The sequence below is a fragment of the Streptomyces sp. O3 genome, from assembly GCF_054788135.1.
In genome coordinates this window covers 14821-28892 of sequence record NZ_JBTVYK010000049.1, presented here as the reverse complement: position 1 = coordinate 28892, position 14072 = coordinate 14821, and the positions used below count along the sequence as shown (strand labels likewise).

The window sequence follows — 14072 nt, the reverse complement described above, 5'->3', positions numbered from 1 at the left end:
TGTGGGCTTCCGGCCTACGACTCGATATCCCCCTGTGCTCAATTTTGTCCCAATTGGGACGATTTATGAGAGGGTGGATCGCCGTGCCGCCGGTGATCGATTGTCCTTGCCCGTGGCGGAAGTTGGCGACGCTTGTCCACAGAAGCGCACAGCCCGCGCGAGTTATCCACAGGCTGTGCTCAAGGTCTGTGGACTCCCGGTTCTCATTCTGACCAGACGGAATGCGGGTTGCGGCGTTCCCGTTTCAAACCCGATTCATGCCTGCTTTCGAGTGGAAATCACCCACCCCAAAGAGTTGATCAAAGGAATTGGGGTGACGAACGATGACCCGCCCCTCTGTGGGCGCACTCGCGGTCTCTAGGGCGATTTGTCGACTGCGCCCCAGTCGGCTGTCGACTTATCCCCAGGCGGGGAGGCGGGCCTGTGGATAACTCAGAAACGACCGTCCTGGCAGCGCGTCAGCCAGTCCGACGCCGCCAGGAACTCCTGGTCCGACGTGCCGGGCCGCAGCGGCCGTACGTCCCCGCGCGTGACCCCGGCCCGCGGATACGACCCCAGGAACCGCACCTGGGGACAGATCCGCTTCAGCCCCATCAGCGCCTCGCCGACCCGGCGGTCCGTGATGTGCCCCTCGGCGTCCACCGAGAAGCAGTACGTACCGATGCCCTCACCCGTCGGCCGCGACTCCAGCCGCACCAGGTTGACCCCGCGCACCGCGAACTCCTGCAACAGCTCAAGCAGCGCACCGGGGTGGTCGTCGCCGAGCCAGATCACCACCGACGTACGGTCCGCGCCGGTCGGCGCGGCGGGCCGCGCGGGGCGGCCGACCAGCACGAAGCGGGTCGCGGCCTTCTGCGCGTCGTGGATGTCGGAGACCAGCGCCTGAAGGCCGTACGTCGCCGCCGCGAACTCACCCGCGAAGGCGGCGTCGAACTTCCCCTCCTGGACCAGCCGCGCCCCGTCCGCGTTGGAGGCGGAGGACTCCCACAGCGCGTCCGGCAGGTGCTTCGCGAGCCAGTTGCGCACCTGCGGCTGGGCGACCGGGTGGCCGGTGACCGTCTTGATGTCGGACAGCGCGGTACCGGGGCGCACCAGCAGCGCGAAGGCGATCGGCAGCACCACCTCGCGGTAGATCATCAACGGCTCGCCGGTGGCGAGCTGGTCGAGGGTCGTCGTGACGCCGCCCTCCACCGAGTTCTCGATGGGGACCAGGGCGGCCGCGGCCTCGCCGCCGCGCACCGCGTCCAGGGCGGCGGGCACGGACACCATCGGGACGAGCTCGCGGGTGGCCGCCTCCGGGAGGGTACGGAGCGCGGCTTCGGTGAAGGTGCCCTCAGGGCCGAGGTAGGTGTAGCGCGTAGCCGACATACGGTCACCCTAATGGGCCCGCCGCACTCCCGACCCGCTCAGCCAGTCCGCCCAGCCCAGCCCCCGGCCGGTCAGCCCAGCCCCAGCCAGTCCAGCCCCAGCCAGCCAGTGCAGCCCCGGCCGGTCAGGACTCAAGGAGCGGCTGCCCCACATACGCGCCCTTGCCCGCCCCGCCCGGTACCGCGAACAGGCCGCTCGACTCGTGCCGGATGAACGCCGACAGCGCGTCACCCCGGTCGAGCTTGCGCTGCACGGGTACGAAGCCGCGCAGCGGATCGGCCTGCCAGCAGATGAACAGCAGCCCCGCGTCCGGCTTCCCGTCCGCGTCGAAACCGTCGTGAAAAGAGAACGGGCGGCGGAGCATGGCCGCGCCGCCGTTCTGGTCGGGCCGCGAGATCCGGGCGTGGGCGTTCGCCGCGACCAGCACCTTGCCGTCGTCGCCGGTCTTGTCCAGCTCCATCTCGGTGGTCTCGGTGCCCTCCGGACCCGCCGAAAGCGGAGCGCCGTCCTTCTTCCGGCGGCCGATGACCGTCTCCTGGTCGGCTGGCGAGAGCCCGTCCCAGTCGTCGAGGAGCATCCGGATCCGCCGTACGACGGCATACGAGCCGCCCGCCATCCAGGCCGGATCGCCCCCGTTCGGGACGAAGATCCGCTGCGCGAAGTCGTCGTCGGACTCCTTCGGGTTGTTGGTGCCGTCGACCTGCCCCATCAGGTTGCGGGACGTCATCGGCCGCGCGGTCGCGCCGGGCGAGCGGTTGAAGCCGTTCATCTGCCAGCGCACTCGGGCCGCCGACCCGGCCTCCCGCTGGATCGCGCGCAGCGCGTCGAACGCGACCAGCGCGTCGTTCGCGCCGATCTGCACCCACAGGTCGCCGTCGCTGCGGGCCCGGTCGAGCCGGTCGGACGAGAAGTCGGGAAGAGGGTCGAGCGCGCTGGGGCGCTGCTTCTCCAGGCCCGTACGGGAGAAGAAGCTGTGCCCGAACCCGAAGGTCACGGTCAGCGACGAGGGCCCCGCGTCCAGCGCGATCCCGCTGTCACCCGACCCAGTCCCGGACCCGGAGCCCGAACCGGACCCGGACTCAGACCCGGCCCCGAGGCCCGCCTCGCCGTCCATCAGCCGCCGTGCCGTCGCCGACCAGCGGCGCAGCAGGGCCGCCGCCTCCTTGCGGCCCGCTCCGGGCGTCAGGTCGAAGGCGACCAGATGGCCGCAGGACTGCGACGCCGTGGTGATGCCCGGCTGGCGCTCGCCCTCGAAGGCGACGCCGGTCGAGCCGACGGAGGTGAGCGGCGCGGCGGCCTCCGCCGCGGGTTCGGCGGCGGCGCGCCCGGCCGCGTATCCGGCCCCCGCGCCCACGACGCCCAGGGCGGCACCGGTGACGCCCGCGGTGCCGAGCAGCCGACGGCGGGAGATCCCGCCCGGAGCAGGGGCGCCGCCCGGAGCGGAAGGGGTGTCCGGAGTGGAAGAGGTGCCCGGAGCGGGGGAGCCGTCTGGAGTGGAAGAGGTGTTCGCCATGCCTGATTCAGCCGATCTTCGCGTTCTTGTCCACGGTCACCTGGTCGATGTCGGAGGTCCGTACGGTCGCCTTGACCTGCCAGTCCCCCGCCATCGGGATCTGCACCCCGCTCCTGCTCCAGTGTCCGGTGGTGACGCGGTCCGGCGTGACCGGCAGCGGACCGATGTTCTCGGACGTGAGCGTGAAGGAGATCCTGATCTCCGCCAGGTCGAACGGCTGGCTCCGCGGATCGAGGGCGTACACATGCACCTCGTTGACGCCGACCCGTCCGGGCGCCAGCTCGACCCGCACCGTTCCCTTGCCGTTCTCGCCGCCCGTGTCGAAGGGCAGCGTCAGTTCTATCGGCCCCGTCGGCCGGGCGGCGCCCGCCGCGGCTCCCTGGGCCGCCGCCGTTTCCTCGGTGCGGCCCGGTTCGGTGCCGGTCAGCTGTGTGGTCACGATCAGGATGACCACCGCGACCGCGGCCTCGGCCAGCACCGAGCGGCGCAGGCCCGAGCGCTCCTGGTCGGCGTCGCGGTCCCGCTTGGCGCGGGCGACGGCCATGGCGTCCCGCTGGCGGGCCAACTGGGCGGCGCGCCGGGGATCGCCGTCAGCAGAGGCCCCCACAGAGGCCCCCACAGAGGCCCCAGCGGCCGTCCCGGACCTGGCCGCGCCCTTCGCCTTGGCCGCGGCCCGCGCCTTCGCCTTGGCCTTCGGCGGCATGACCGTCCGCTGCTCGCCGATAGAGATGTCCGCCGCGGTCGCGGCCTTCACCTCGACCAGCCGCGCCGTCCAGCGCCGCGAGATGCCCGCGACCCCGACCATCACCACCACCAGGCCGATCTTGATGATCAGCAGCTGCCCGTACGACGTACCGGTCAGCGCCGACCAGGACCCGACCTGACGCCACGACTGATACACGCCGGTCGCGACCAGCGCCGCCACCGACCAGAAGGCGACCCGCGAGAAGCGCCGCACCGCCGTCCGCTCGACCGCCGGGGTGCGGTACAGCGAGACGAGCAGCGCGGCGAGCCCGCCCAGCCAGGTCGCGACCGCCAGCATGTGCAGCACGTCGAGCGGCATCGCCAGCCGCGTCTGGATGCCGGTGGACGCGTGCTCGGACAGCGCCCAGGTCGCGGCGAGACCGGCCGCGACGACGCCGCCCCCGACGCCGAGCCCGAAGGCGAGGTCCTTCCTGTCCGAGCCACCGCCCGAGCCACCGCCCGAGCCACCGCCCGAGCCACCGCCCGAGCCACCGCCCTGGCCGCCCCCTTCAGCGTCCTCGCGCCGCGCGTACGCCCCGAACAGCACCGCGACGAACAGCGCGGCCACCGCGAGGAGCAGCAGCCGGGAGATCAGCGCCGCCCCCGTCTTGGTGTTCAGCACCTCCCCGATGCCGCCCAGGTCGAGCGCGTCCGCGAGTTCCCCCGACCCCGTGTACGGGCCGCGCAGCAGCAGCATCGCCAGGGTCGCCGCGGTCAGCGTCAGCCAGCCCCGTACGACCAGGCGCTGCACCGGCCGCTGCCCGGCCGCCCGCGGACTGCACACCAGGACGAAGGCCGCCCCGCCGACCAGGACGAGGAAGCCGCCGTACGAGGCGTAGCGCGCGACCCCGTAGAGGGTCCCGACGACGCCACCGCCGCCCGTCTGGTCCGCCAGCTCGACCGTGGTGGCGGACGGCGCGCCGATGGAGAAGGTGAAGGCGCCCGAGATCGGATGGCTGTCCGCGGACACCGCCTGCCAGGCCACCGTGAAGGTGCCGTCCGGCTGGCCCGCGCGCAACCGCACACCGTGCCGGACGACGCCGTCACCGCTCAGGTCCTCGATCTTCCCCGCGTCGGCCCGTTCGCCGGTCGGGTCGAGTACCCGGATCGCGTCGTCGGAGAGCGCGACCTTCTCCGAGAAGGTCAGCGTCACCTCGGACGGGGCCTGTTCGACGACGGATCCCCGCACCGGGTCGCTCGCGGTCAGCACGGCGTGCGCGGACGCGGGCGCCGCGCCGACCAGCAGCGTGCCGAGCGCGGCGCACAGCAGGAGCAGCAGCCGCAGCGACTGCCCTGCGGTACGCGCGGCGGTACGCGCGGCGGTGGCCTTCATCAACGGTCAGTCCCTTACTGGGTCTTCGGGTTGTGGTTGGCCGCCTTGACGTCGAGCTCGGCCTTGACGGTGCCGGTCTCGGCGAAGTGCAGTTCCACCGCGACCTTCTCGCCGAGCTTCGGCTGGTGCTTCAGCTTCTGGAGCATCAGGTGGTTGCCGCCGCGCTCCAGCGCCAGCTCGCCGTTCGCCGGTACGTCGAAGGACCGCACCATTTTCATGGCCTGGTTCTCGGTGGCGTGCATGGTGATCTCGCCGATGTCACTGGTGACCGAGGTCAGCCGGTCCGCGCTCGCGCCGCTGTTGGTGACGGTGAGGAAGCCCGCCGCCATGTCGGCGGACGCGGGCTCGGGCACGAAGCCCCCGCTGACCTTCAGTTCGGGCGCGGCCGACGCGTCGGAGTCCTCGCCTCCGCACCCCGCGAGCGCCAGGCCCGCGGCCAGGGATATGGCGGCGATCAGGGCGCCGCGGCGGCGGGCCGGGGTGTGCGCGGCGGTCACCACGTCAGCGGCGGTCACGGCTTCTCTCCCTTGATGAGCTTCGGCAGGTCGGCGGCGAGCTCGGTGTCGGTGACGGTGTCGGCGTTGTAGAGGACGTACCCCGCGTCGGTCTTCGGCGAGAACGCGATGACCTGCTTGCTGTGCATCGAGGTGACCGTGCCGTCCTTCTCCTTGACCGGCGCCTCGATGGTGATGCCCAGGGAGCGGGCGCTCGCCTGGATGGTCGGGAAGTCGCCGGTCAGGCCGATGAAGGACGGGTCCTGGCCCTTGAGCCAGGTGCCGAGCTGCTCCGATGTGTCCCGCTCCGGGTCGGTGGTGACCATGATGACCTGGAGCTTCTCCCGCTCCGCCGCCGACAGGGACTTCTTGGCGATGGCGATGTTGCTCATGACCAGCGGGCAGGCGTCGGGGCAGTTGGTGTAGCCGAAGTAGAGCAGCGTCGGCTTGCCCTTGGTCCGCTCGCGCAGGTCGAACTTCTCGCCCTTGGCGTCCTGGAGCACCATGTCCGGCTTGATGAAGGGCCGGTCCAGGACGGTCGCGGCCTTGGTGTCCTGCTCGGTGGAGACCTCGGCCAGCGGCTTCTCGGCGTTGCCGTCGTCGCTGCCGCCGCAGGCCGAGAGGGTCAGGGCGGCCGCCGTGAGCACCGCGGCGGTCAGGAGGGTTTTCTTGCGCATGAGAGATGTTCCCAAGTAGGAGGCGTCGTGGTCCCGGCGCACGCCGGTCCGCGGGGAGCGGCCTTCGGCGTGCGCCGGGGTTCCGGGAGTTCGGGGCGGGTCAGTCGGTGGTACGGCGACGCCCGGCCAGCACGCCGAAGGCGACGCCGGCGGCGCCGACGAGGATGCCCGCGATGCCCAGACCACGGGCGAGGCCGTCGCTGCTGTCGGCCGACGCGGTCTGCTCGGCGGCGTCGGAGTCGGAGTCGGCGTCGGAGTCGGCGTCGGACTCGGACCCGGCCTTGGCGTCGCCCGCGCCCTTGTCGGACTGGTCCGACTCATCGGACGCGGTGTCGGCGGCCGCGCCGTGGCCGTGGCCGTCCTCGCCCTCGCTCAGCGCGAGGACGGGCGCGGGCGAGTCGGGCTCGTCGCCGCCCTCCTTCGGCTCCTCGATCCAGCGCACGACCTCGTCGTTCGAGTACGTCTGGAGGGCCTTGAACACCAGCTGGTCGGCGTCCTCCGGCAGCCGCCCCATGGAGAGCGGGAACTGCTGGAAGGTGCCGGGCTGGATGCCCGCGTCCTCGCCCTTGCCGGTGGCGGTCCAGGTGACCTTGGAGACGGCCTCGTCGATCTTCTTGCCGTGCAGATCCAGCGGCTTGTCCAGCTTGGAGACGGTGACCTTCGCCTCCCAGCCGGGCACCGGCTGCGGCATCACGGAGGCGAGCGGGTGGTCGGTCGGGAAGGAGACTTCGAGCTTCACGGTCGAGGCGTTGTCGCGCTCGTTCGGCACCTTGAAGTTGACGGTGGCGTACGAGCCCTTGCCGGCCTCGCCCTGCGGCTGCACGGTGACGTGCGCGGCGGCCGGTCCGGCCAGCAGGACGACGGCGCCGACGGCGGCGGTGGCGACGGCGGCGAGCCGCGGGGCGGTACGGGAGCGGGGGGCCGTACGGGAGCGGGAGTCGGACGTCGGAAGAGACAGAGCCATGGCGGAAACACTCCACAGTGGGTGGTTTGGGGGTGATGTCGGATACGCGGCTGTGGGGCACGCGCGAGCGCGACGCGTCACCCGTCCGAACCCTGTCCGGGGGAGTGCCGCGTCAGGCGGCGAGAACGAGCCCGGCGGGCGGCGGCCCGCGCCGGGTCACCGTGTGCTGGAGCGCGGCCACGGGCGGCCGTGGTTGCGCGAAGCGCCCGGTGCGCGGCGGCCGCGGGCCGGTCTCGGGGGCCCCGAGCAGCCCGCCCGTCAGCGCCCGTACGAGCGACAGGGCGGCGCGCAGCGACCGTACGAGCGCGAGTTCGGCGACCCCGTACAGCGGAAGCTCGGACAGCCGCAGCAGGGCCAGATCGCCCCGGCGCAGCAGCCAGCCCGCGGTGAGCGCGGCGAGCAGGTGGCCGAGCAGCATGGGCAGGTTGGGCAGCAGCCCCGCACAGTGGCTCAGCGAGTCGAGCGCCGATTGGCCCGCGTACCCGCCCGACGCCGCGGCGGTGTCGGCGGCGTCGGCGGAAGCGAGCGGTGCGCCGCCCGGTTCGAGCCGGGCGTTCACCAGGATCTGGTAGGCCTGGGTGGGGCTGAGCGCCGCTGTCGACGCTCCGCAGACCAGGCGCGCGGCGCGCTCGATCAGCGCGGCGTCCGTGAGTGAGGCGTCCGTCAGCGCGGCGTCCGCGGCCATCCGCGCGGCGTGCTGCTGTCCGGCCCCGAAGACCGTGTGCAGCCAGAGCTGCCCGACCGCGAGCGCGGCGGCGATCCCCGGCAGGGTACGGTCCCGCCCCGCGAGCGGCGCCGCCACCGCGAACACGGTGGCGAAGCCCACGCCGAGCGTCCACAGCGGGACGGTGGCGCTGGAGGCGAGGGTGTGCCCGCCCGCGGACAGCGCGACGCAGACCGCGGCGAACACCGCGGCCCGCAGCAGCCGGAGGCCGGGTCCGGTACGCATGACGCGCGCGTAGGGGGCAGGCATGACGGGGTCATCATCGCACTGGCCTTACCCGGTACATACGGCAGGTCCGCAAGGTCGGGAAGGTCGTGTTCCGCCCCGCGGCGGCTTCTCGCGGTGCTCGATACACCGGTACGGCCGGTCGGCGCGTCCGCCATATGGGCGGTATCACGTTCGCCCGGCGCTTACTCGTCGTCTCGCGGGGCAATACGTATCGGTATGTCGAGCTACGGCCGGGAGGCTGCCGCATGAGCATCTGGTGGTCACTCCACTTGCGGTGCGAGTCCGCGAGCGTCCCGCTGGCCCGCCGTCTGCTGCTCGGCACGATGGAGAGCGCGGGCGTCGACCCCGATGTCTCGTACGATCTCTCGCTCGCGCTCAGCGAGGCCTGTGCGAACGCCGTGGAGCACGGCTGCGGCGGGCGCGCGCCGGGCGGCCGCGCCGACGCGTACCGGGTGACCGCGTTCCTCGACGACCAGCGGTGTCATATCGAGGTCACCGACTCGGGCCCCGGCTTCCCCGTCGCCCAGGCTCCCCGTTCCGAGCGGCCCGGTCCCGACGCGGCGGACGAGCACGGGCGGGGCCTGTTCCTGATCGAGGAGCTGGCCGACCGCGTCTCCTTCGGCAGCGATCCCGGCCGGGGTGGCGCGGTGGTCAGCTTCGAGAAGATCCTCAAGTGGCGCGAAGGGGCCCCGCTCGCCGCGGTGTGAAGGAGAGGCGGCCGGTAACGAAAGGGCGGCCGGGTGCCTCCAAGCACCCGACCGCCCCAACGTCACGGAAACGCCGTCCCGGAGTCGCTCAGCCCTTGAGCCGCGCCATCCACGCCTCGACCTCGTCCGCCCGCCGCGGCAGCGCGTCCGACAGATTGCGGTTGCCGTCCTCGGTCACCAGGATGTCGTCCTCGATCCGGACGCCGATCCCCCGGTACTCCTCGGGCACGGTCAGGTCGTCCGCCTGGAAGTACAGCCCCGGCTCGACGGTCAGGCACATGCCCGGCTCAAGCGTGCCGTCCACGTACGCCTCGGTGCGCGCGGCCGCGCAGTCGTGGACGTCCATGCCGAGCATGTGGCCGGTGCCGTGCAGGGTCCAGCGGCGCTGCAGCCCCAGCTCCAGTACGCGCTCCACCGGGCCCTCGACCAGGCCCCACTCGACCAGCCTGGCGGCGAGCACCTGCTGCGCGGCGTCGTGGAAGTCGCGGTACTTGCCGCCCGGCTTGACCGCCGCGATACCGGCCTCCTGGGCCTCGTACACGGCGTCGTAGATCTTGCGCTGGAGGTCGCTGAAGCGGCCGTTGACCGGCAGCGTACGGGTGACGTCCGCGGTGTAGAGGGAGTGCGTCTCCACGCCCGCGTCCAGGAGCAGCAGGTCGCCGGAGCGGACCGGGCCGTCGTTGCGCACCCAGTGCAGCGTGGTGGCGTGCGGGCCGGCGGCGCAGATCGAGCCGTACCCGACGTCGTTGCCCTCCACGCGCGCGCGGAGGAAGAAGGTGCCCTCGATGTAGCGCTCGCTGGTGGCCTCGGCCTTGTCGAGGACGCGTACCACGTCCTCGAAGCCGCGGACCGTGGAGTCGACGGCCTTCTGCAGCTCGCCGACCTCGAAGTCGTCCTTGATGACACGGGCCTCGGACAGGAAGACCCGCAGCTCCTCGTCGGTCTCCGCGGTGACCTTGTCGGCCAGGGCGCTCTGGATCCCGGCGTCGTAGCCGCGGACGACCCGGACCGGTCCGGTGGCCTCGGCCAGCCGCTCCGGGAGCTCGCGTACGTCGGCGGTGGGGATGCCGAGCAGGCGCTCGGCCTCGGAGAGGGAGTTGCGGCGGCCGACCCACAGCTCGCCGTCGCCCTTCAGCCAGAACTCGCCGTTCTCGCGGTTGGAGCGGGGCAGCCGGTAGACCGTGGCCCGGTGGCCGTCGGCGGCCGGTTCGAGCACCAGCACGCTGTCCTCGGTCTGGTCGCCGGTGAGGTACGTGTACTCGACCGACGAACGGAAGGGGTACTCGGTGTCGTTGGAGCGGGTCTTCAGGTTGCCCGCGGGGATCACCAGGCGCTCGCCGGGGAAGCGCGCCGAGAGCGCGGCGCGGCGGCGCGCGGTGTGCTCGGCCTGCTCGATCGGCTCCAGGTCGCGGAGCTCGGTGTCGGCCCAGCCGGACCGCATGTTCTCGGTGAGCTCGTCGGACACCCCCGGATACAGGCCGTTCTTCCGCTGCTTGATCGGCTGCTCGGCAGAGCCTTCCGGGGTCTCCGGGGCTTCTGGGGTGAGCTCATCCGACACGACTGCCTCCTCGATACGACACTGGACCGTCTTCCATCGTAAATCCGCAGGCAAGACGGTCCCGTGGCGTGTGAGGAATCAGTCAAAACGGGCGGCGAGCAGAACCACGTCCTCCCGTCCTTCGGCCGCGTCCAGGTCGTCCGGGAGCACGGTCCGCAGGACGTGGTCCGCGATCGCGCCGGGGTCGTCCCGGAGCGACCTGGGCACGCTCGCGGCCGCCGAGTGCAGCCGGGCGAAGGCCCGGTCCATGGCGTCGCCGGTACGGTGCAGCAGCCCGTCCGTATACAGCAGCACCGTTTCTCCGGGCTCGGGCGAGAACTCCACGCTGGGCGCCTCCCAGCAGGCGAGCATCCCCAGCGGCGCCGAGAGCGAGGTCTCCGCGAACTCGGTGCGCCGCTCGCCGACGATCAGCGGCGGCGCGTGGCCCGCACCGGCCAGCACGATCTTGCGCGGCCCCGGCTCGCAGTACGCGAAGAGGGCGGTCGCGCTGCGCGCGGGCTCGGTCAGCCGCAGCAGCAGCTCCAGGTCGGACAGGACGGCCACCGGGTCCTCGCCCTCTATCACGGCGTACGCCCGCAGGGACGCCCGCAGCCGTCCCATCGCGGCGACCGCGCTGGGCCCGGCGCCGGTGACCGAGCCGACCGCGAGGCCCAGCGCGCCCTCCGGCAGCGGCAGCGCGTCGTACCAGTCGCCGCCGCCGCGCGGTCCCGTGCGGTGCCGGGCGGCGAGCCGCACTCCGGCCACTCGGGGCAGACGGCTGGGCAGCAGCTCGTCGGCGAGCGTGGCGACCTGGGTGCGGGCCCGCTCCAGTTCGAGCAGCCGGGCCAGGTGCTCGGTCGCGTACCGCGTGTAGAGGCCGATCAGGTGGCGCTGGCGCTCGCCGGGCTCGGCGGGTTCGTCGTACAGCCACACCGCCGCGCCGAGCCGTCCCGCCGCTTCGCCCGCCAGGGGTACGGCGTAGCTCGCGGCGTAGCCGAGGCGGGCGGCGACCTCGCGGTGGCGCGGGTCGAGGCCGTCGTCGGCGAGCAGGTCGGGGCTGGCGATCTCGCTGTCGGCGTCCGGCAGTCCGTCCAGGATGCGGCCGTACGAGGTGACGCTGCGCGGGATGGTCTCGATGTGCCCGAGGTCGGCGTGCGCGAGGCCGAGGCCGACCGTGCTGTCGGGGCCCAGCCCGTCGGCGGGTTCCAGGACGACCAGTCCGCGGCGGGCGCCGACCAGGGCGGCTCCGGCGCGCACGATCTCCCGGAGCGCGTCGTCCAGGTCCGCGGTGCGGGCGAGCCGCTCGGTCAGTTCGTGCAGGGTGGTGAGGTCGGAGACCCAGCCCGCGAGCCGGTCCTGGAGGACGGCGACCGGGGGAGCGAGCGGGATGGCCGGGGCCGCTGGGTCCAGTGGATCGGCCGGGTCGGGTGGGTCGAGTGGGGTGACTGCTTCCGGCGACGACGATTCGGCGGCCGACGCCACAGTGTGTGCGGGGGGTGGAACCGTGGAATCGATTCCAGCCACTTTCGGAAGGTGCGGGGCGTTCATGATGACCGGCTTTCCGACCGGCGCGTTTTGCTCGTACTGCCCAAAAGCATCGCAAACCCCCAAGTCTTCTGCGCCGCTGGCAATGGCTCCACATCTACACGGACTGGAGAGGGGATGTCCAGCATTGTCCTGCGGGGATTCCTGGTGTCAAGAGCGCTGAAAGAGATGCGAGTGACCCCTGGGCAAGAAACAGAATCTGGCGGAAAATGGTCCACGATGACTACGCGTTGCGGTCGACTGGCACCGTTCGACAGCGCGTCACGGCGGCCGTGCGGGGTACGTACTGGTGGAAGGCCAGGGGCAGTTGACGCTGGCTCTGAACCAGATGGCGAGCCCGAACGTCCTAACAGACGACGGCCGTGTTCCAGCCGCCACGGCGGGATTTCGCAAGCGGGCGGCAAGCGCCATGCGTGCGCCACCCACCGCCATGCCGCAAGAGGTACCAGGCCAAAGCTCGTACCGTCCAAGCTCGACTCGACAGTGCTCTACTCGGCAGTGCTCGACTCGGCAGTGCTCAACGGTGGGAGTGTGATCCGCTGACTTGTACGCACAGTGATACGCACGGTGAACTCATGCACACAGGGTGTGTTGTGGCCCTCGGCGTTCAACGGAAAGGAACGAGCGCTCATGCGCGAGATCCCCGGAAGGCGACGCAGGCTCCTGTCGAAGCGAGGACGCGGGAGGCCTGATCTCATCGGCGCGGCCCTGACCTTCGCCACCGCGTGGCAGTGGCCCGTGCTCCCCGGCGTGGGCCAGCTCCCCGGCGCGGGGAGGCGGAGCTCCTCCCGCTCCTGCGGCTGTGCCTGCCCGGACGCGCGGTGCGCGGTACCCGGCGGTCACCCCTTCGACCCCGGCCTCCTCGCCGCGACCACCGACGCGCGCATGGTGCGCTGGTGGTGGACCAACCGCCCCACCGCCCCGATCGTCCTGGCGACCGGCCGCCCCGGCCCGTGCGCGATCAGCCTGCCCGCCGTCGCGGCCGCCGCCGCGCTGGCCGAACTGCGCGGCGCGGGCGTCCGGCTCGGCCCGGTCGTCGCCACGCCGGACCGCTGGTTCCTGCTGGTGGCGCCGTACTCCATGGAGCAGCTCGGCGAGCTGCTGTACGACAAGGACTGGGTGCCGAGCTCGCTGCGCTTCCACAGCGAGGGCGGCTATGTGGCGCTGCCGCCGTCGGAGATCGGACAGGGCCAGGTCCGCTGGGCGCTCGCGCCGCTGCCCGGCTCCGCGACGCCCTGGCTGCCCGATGTGGAGGCCGTGGTGGACGTCCTCGTCGAGACCCTCACTCGTACGGGTGTGAGCGCGCCCGAGTTCTAGGGGCCGCGGGCGCGCGCCGCGCCCCGGCTCCGTCATCCGCCGCTAGGGTCTGTCCGGCGGGCAGGGCCTAGGCCGACAGGACCTGGGCGAATGCGTGCGAGCGGGACGAACGGGTGCGAGCGGGTGGGTGCGATGAAGCGAGTTCGGGTGGCGATGCTGACGGCCGTCGTGGCGCTCGCCGTGCTGCTTCCGCTGGCCGGGGCGTTCGCGGGCCAGACGGCGGAGGACGGGGCACCCGCGCCGGTGCGGGCCGAGGCCGCCACCGGGAGCGCTGACGCCGCTGAGCGTGGTGCCGGGGCCGGAGAGGGCGACGGGCCCGAGTCCGGTCGTCGCGTCGCGGGCGCCGAGCGGTGCGGGCCCGAACTCGCCTCGCCCGACGGGATCGAGGCGCAGACCTGTGTCCTGTTCCAGGACGAGCGGACCTGGGCGCGCACGTACTATCGCAACGCGACGGGCGAGCGGCTGCGTGCCGCGCTGTCGCTGCTGGGCCCCGGCGGGCGCAGCGTGCAGACGCACTGCGCGGTGGCGGCCGGAGACGGACCCGGAGCCTGTGACACGCCCAGGGAGCGGACCGCGGGCGGCCGGTCGGCCTATACGGCGGTGGCGGAGTTCGCCTCACCCGAGCGGCAGCCGGGGCTTCTGCTGCGCGTGGGGAGCAACCCCGCCTGAGTGAACGGGCGTTGAGGATCACCAGCGCCCTCGGGGCCGCGGGAGAAAAACAAGGGCCCGGTCGCTGGCGACGGGGGATGCACCAGCGACCGGGCTATCTGAACCGTAACAAGAGATCGGTGGTTCGCAAATTCGAGGTCGGCTATTCGGACACGGATTCACCTGTGGACACGGGGAGTTGTGACAGGGGTCATACGTCCCGCCGTGTCTGTCCTGTGCCCCCTGCCGGGCTTCGCCCGCTCCTGCCGGTCC

The 14072-nt window shown here is 72.4% G+C and carries 12 protein-coding genes; 3 read left to right on the top strand and 9 right to left on the bottom strand.

The genetic code is table 11. The annotated features are described in order from the left end of the window. Nucleotides 1–432 precede the first annotated feature (432 nt). The 7 genes from pheA to ACX6XY_RS22980 all read right to left on the bottom strand — a co-directional run bounded on the left by pheA (nt 433) and on the right by ACX6XY_RS22980 (nt 8066). Complete coding sequence (gene pheA, locus ACX6XY_RS23010) at nt 433–1368, bottom strand: prephenate dehydratase (protein WP_460333919.1); 936 nt, start codon at nt 1366–1368, stop codon at nt 433–435. 124 nt (nt 1369–1492) lie between these two features. Further along, complete coding sequence (gene efeB / locus ACX6XY_RS23005) at nt 1493–2881, bottom strand: iron uptake transporter deferrochelatase/peroxidase subunit (protein WP_460333916.1); 1389 nt, start codon at nt 2879–2881, stop codon at nt 1493–1495. 7 nt (nt 2882–2888) lie between these two features. After that, complete coding sequence (locus tag ACX6XY_RS23000; RefSeq protein WP_460333913.1) at nt 2889–4958, bottom strand: copper resistance CopC/CopD family protein; 2070 nt, start codon at nt 4956–4958, stop codon at nt 2889–2891. Nucleotides 4959–4972: 14 nt separating this feature from the next. Further along, nucleotides 4973–5473, bottom strand: coding sequence for a copper chaperone PCu(A)C (locus tag ACX6XY_RS22995; RefSeq protein ID WP_460333910.1), 501 nt, complete (start codon nt 5471–5473; stop codon nt 4973–4975). Next, nucleotides 5470–6129 (bottom strand): SCO family protein, encoded by a 660-nt coding sequence (locus ACX6XY_RS22990; protein ID WP_460333907.1) that lies wholly within the window; start codon nt 6127–6129, stop codon nt 5470–5472. The genes ACX6XY_RS22995 and ACX6XY_RS22990 overlap by 4 nt, the downstream gene beginning before the upstream one ends. 100 nt (nt 6130–6229) lie before the next feature. Next, nucleotides 6230–7093, bottom strand: a complete 864-nt coding sequence (locus ACX6XY_RS22985) for a YcnI family copper-binding membrane protein (RefSeq protein ID WP_460333904.1) — start codon at nt 7091–7093, stop codon at nt 6230–6232. Between the two features lie 112 nt (nt 7094–7205). Next, nucleotides 7206–8066, bottom strand: a complete 861-nt coding sequence (locus ACX6XY_RS22980) for a hypothetical protein (protein ID WP_460333901.1) — start codon at nt 8064–8066, stop codon at nt 7206–7208. Nucleotides 8067–8290: 224 nt separating this feature from the next. On the opposite strand from ACX6XY_RS22980, the gene ACX6XY_RS22975 reads away from it, so the two are divergent. After that, nucleotides 8291–8752: an ATP-binding protein gene (locus tag ACX6XY_RS22975; protein WP_460333898.1), complete on the top strand. Its 462-nt coding sequence runs from the start codon at nt 8291–8293 to the stop codon at nt 8750–8752. 88 nt (nt 8753–8840) lie between these two features. Here ACX6XY_RS22975 and ACX6XY_RS22970 read toward each other — a convergent pair whose 3' ends face one another. Then, complete coding sequence (locus ACX6XY_RS22970; protein ID WP_460333895.1) at nt 8841–10310, bottom strand: aminopeptidase P family protein; 1470 nt, start codon at nt 10308–10310, stop codon at nt 8841–8843. A 78-nt stretch (nt 10311–10388) separates the two neighbouring features. Further along, nucleotides 10389–11837: a PP2C family protein-serine/threonine phosphatase gene (locus tag ACX6XY_RS22965; RefSeq protein ID WP_460333892.1), complete on the bottom strand. Its 1449-nt coding sequence runs from the start codon at nt 11835–11837 to the stop codon at nt 10389–10391. 627 nt (nt 11838–12464) lie between these two features. Between ACX6XY_RS22965 and ACX6XY_RS22960 the strand changes: the two genes are divergently transcribed. Together ACX6XY_RS22960 and ACX6XY_RS22955 are read left to right on the top strand one after the other, a co-directional pair. Further along, nucleotides 12465–13151, top strand: a complete 687-nt coding sequence (locus tag ACX6XY_RS22960; RefSeq protein WP_460333889.1) for a bifunctional DNA primase/polymerase — start codon at nt 12465–12467, stop codon at nt 13149–13151. A 132-nt stretch (nt 13152–13283) separates the two neighbouring features. After that, a complete protein-coding gene (locus ACX6XY_RS22955) occupies nt 13284–13820 on the top strand; it encodes a hypothetical protein (protein WP_460333885.1) in 537 nt (178 codons plus the stop codon). Nucleotides 13821–14072: the final 252 nt, after the last annotated feature.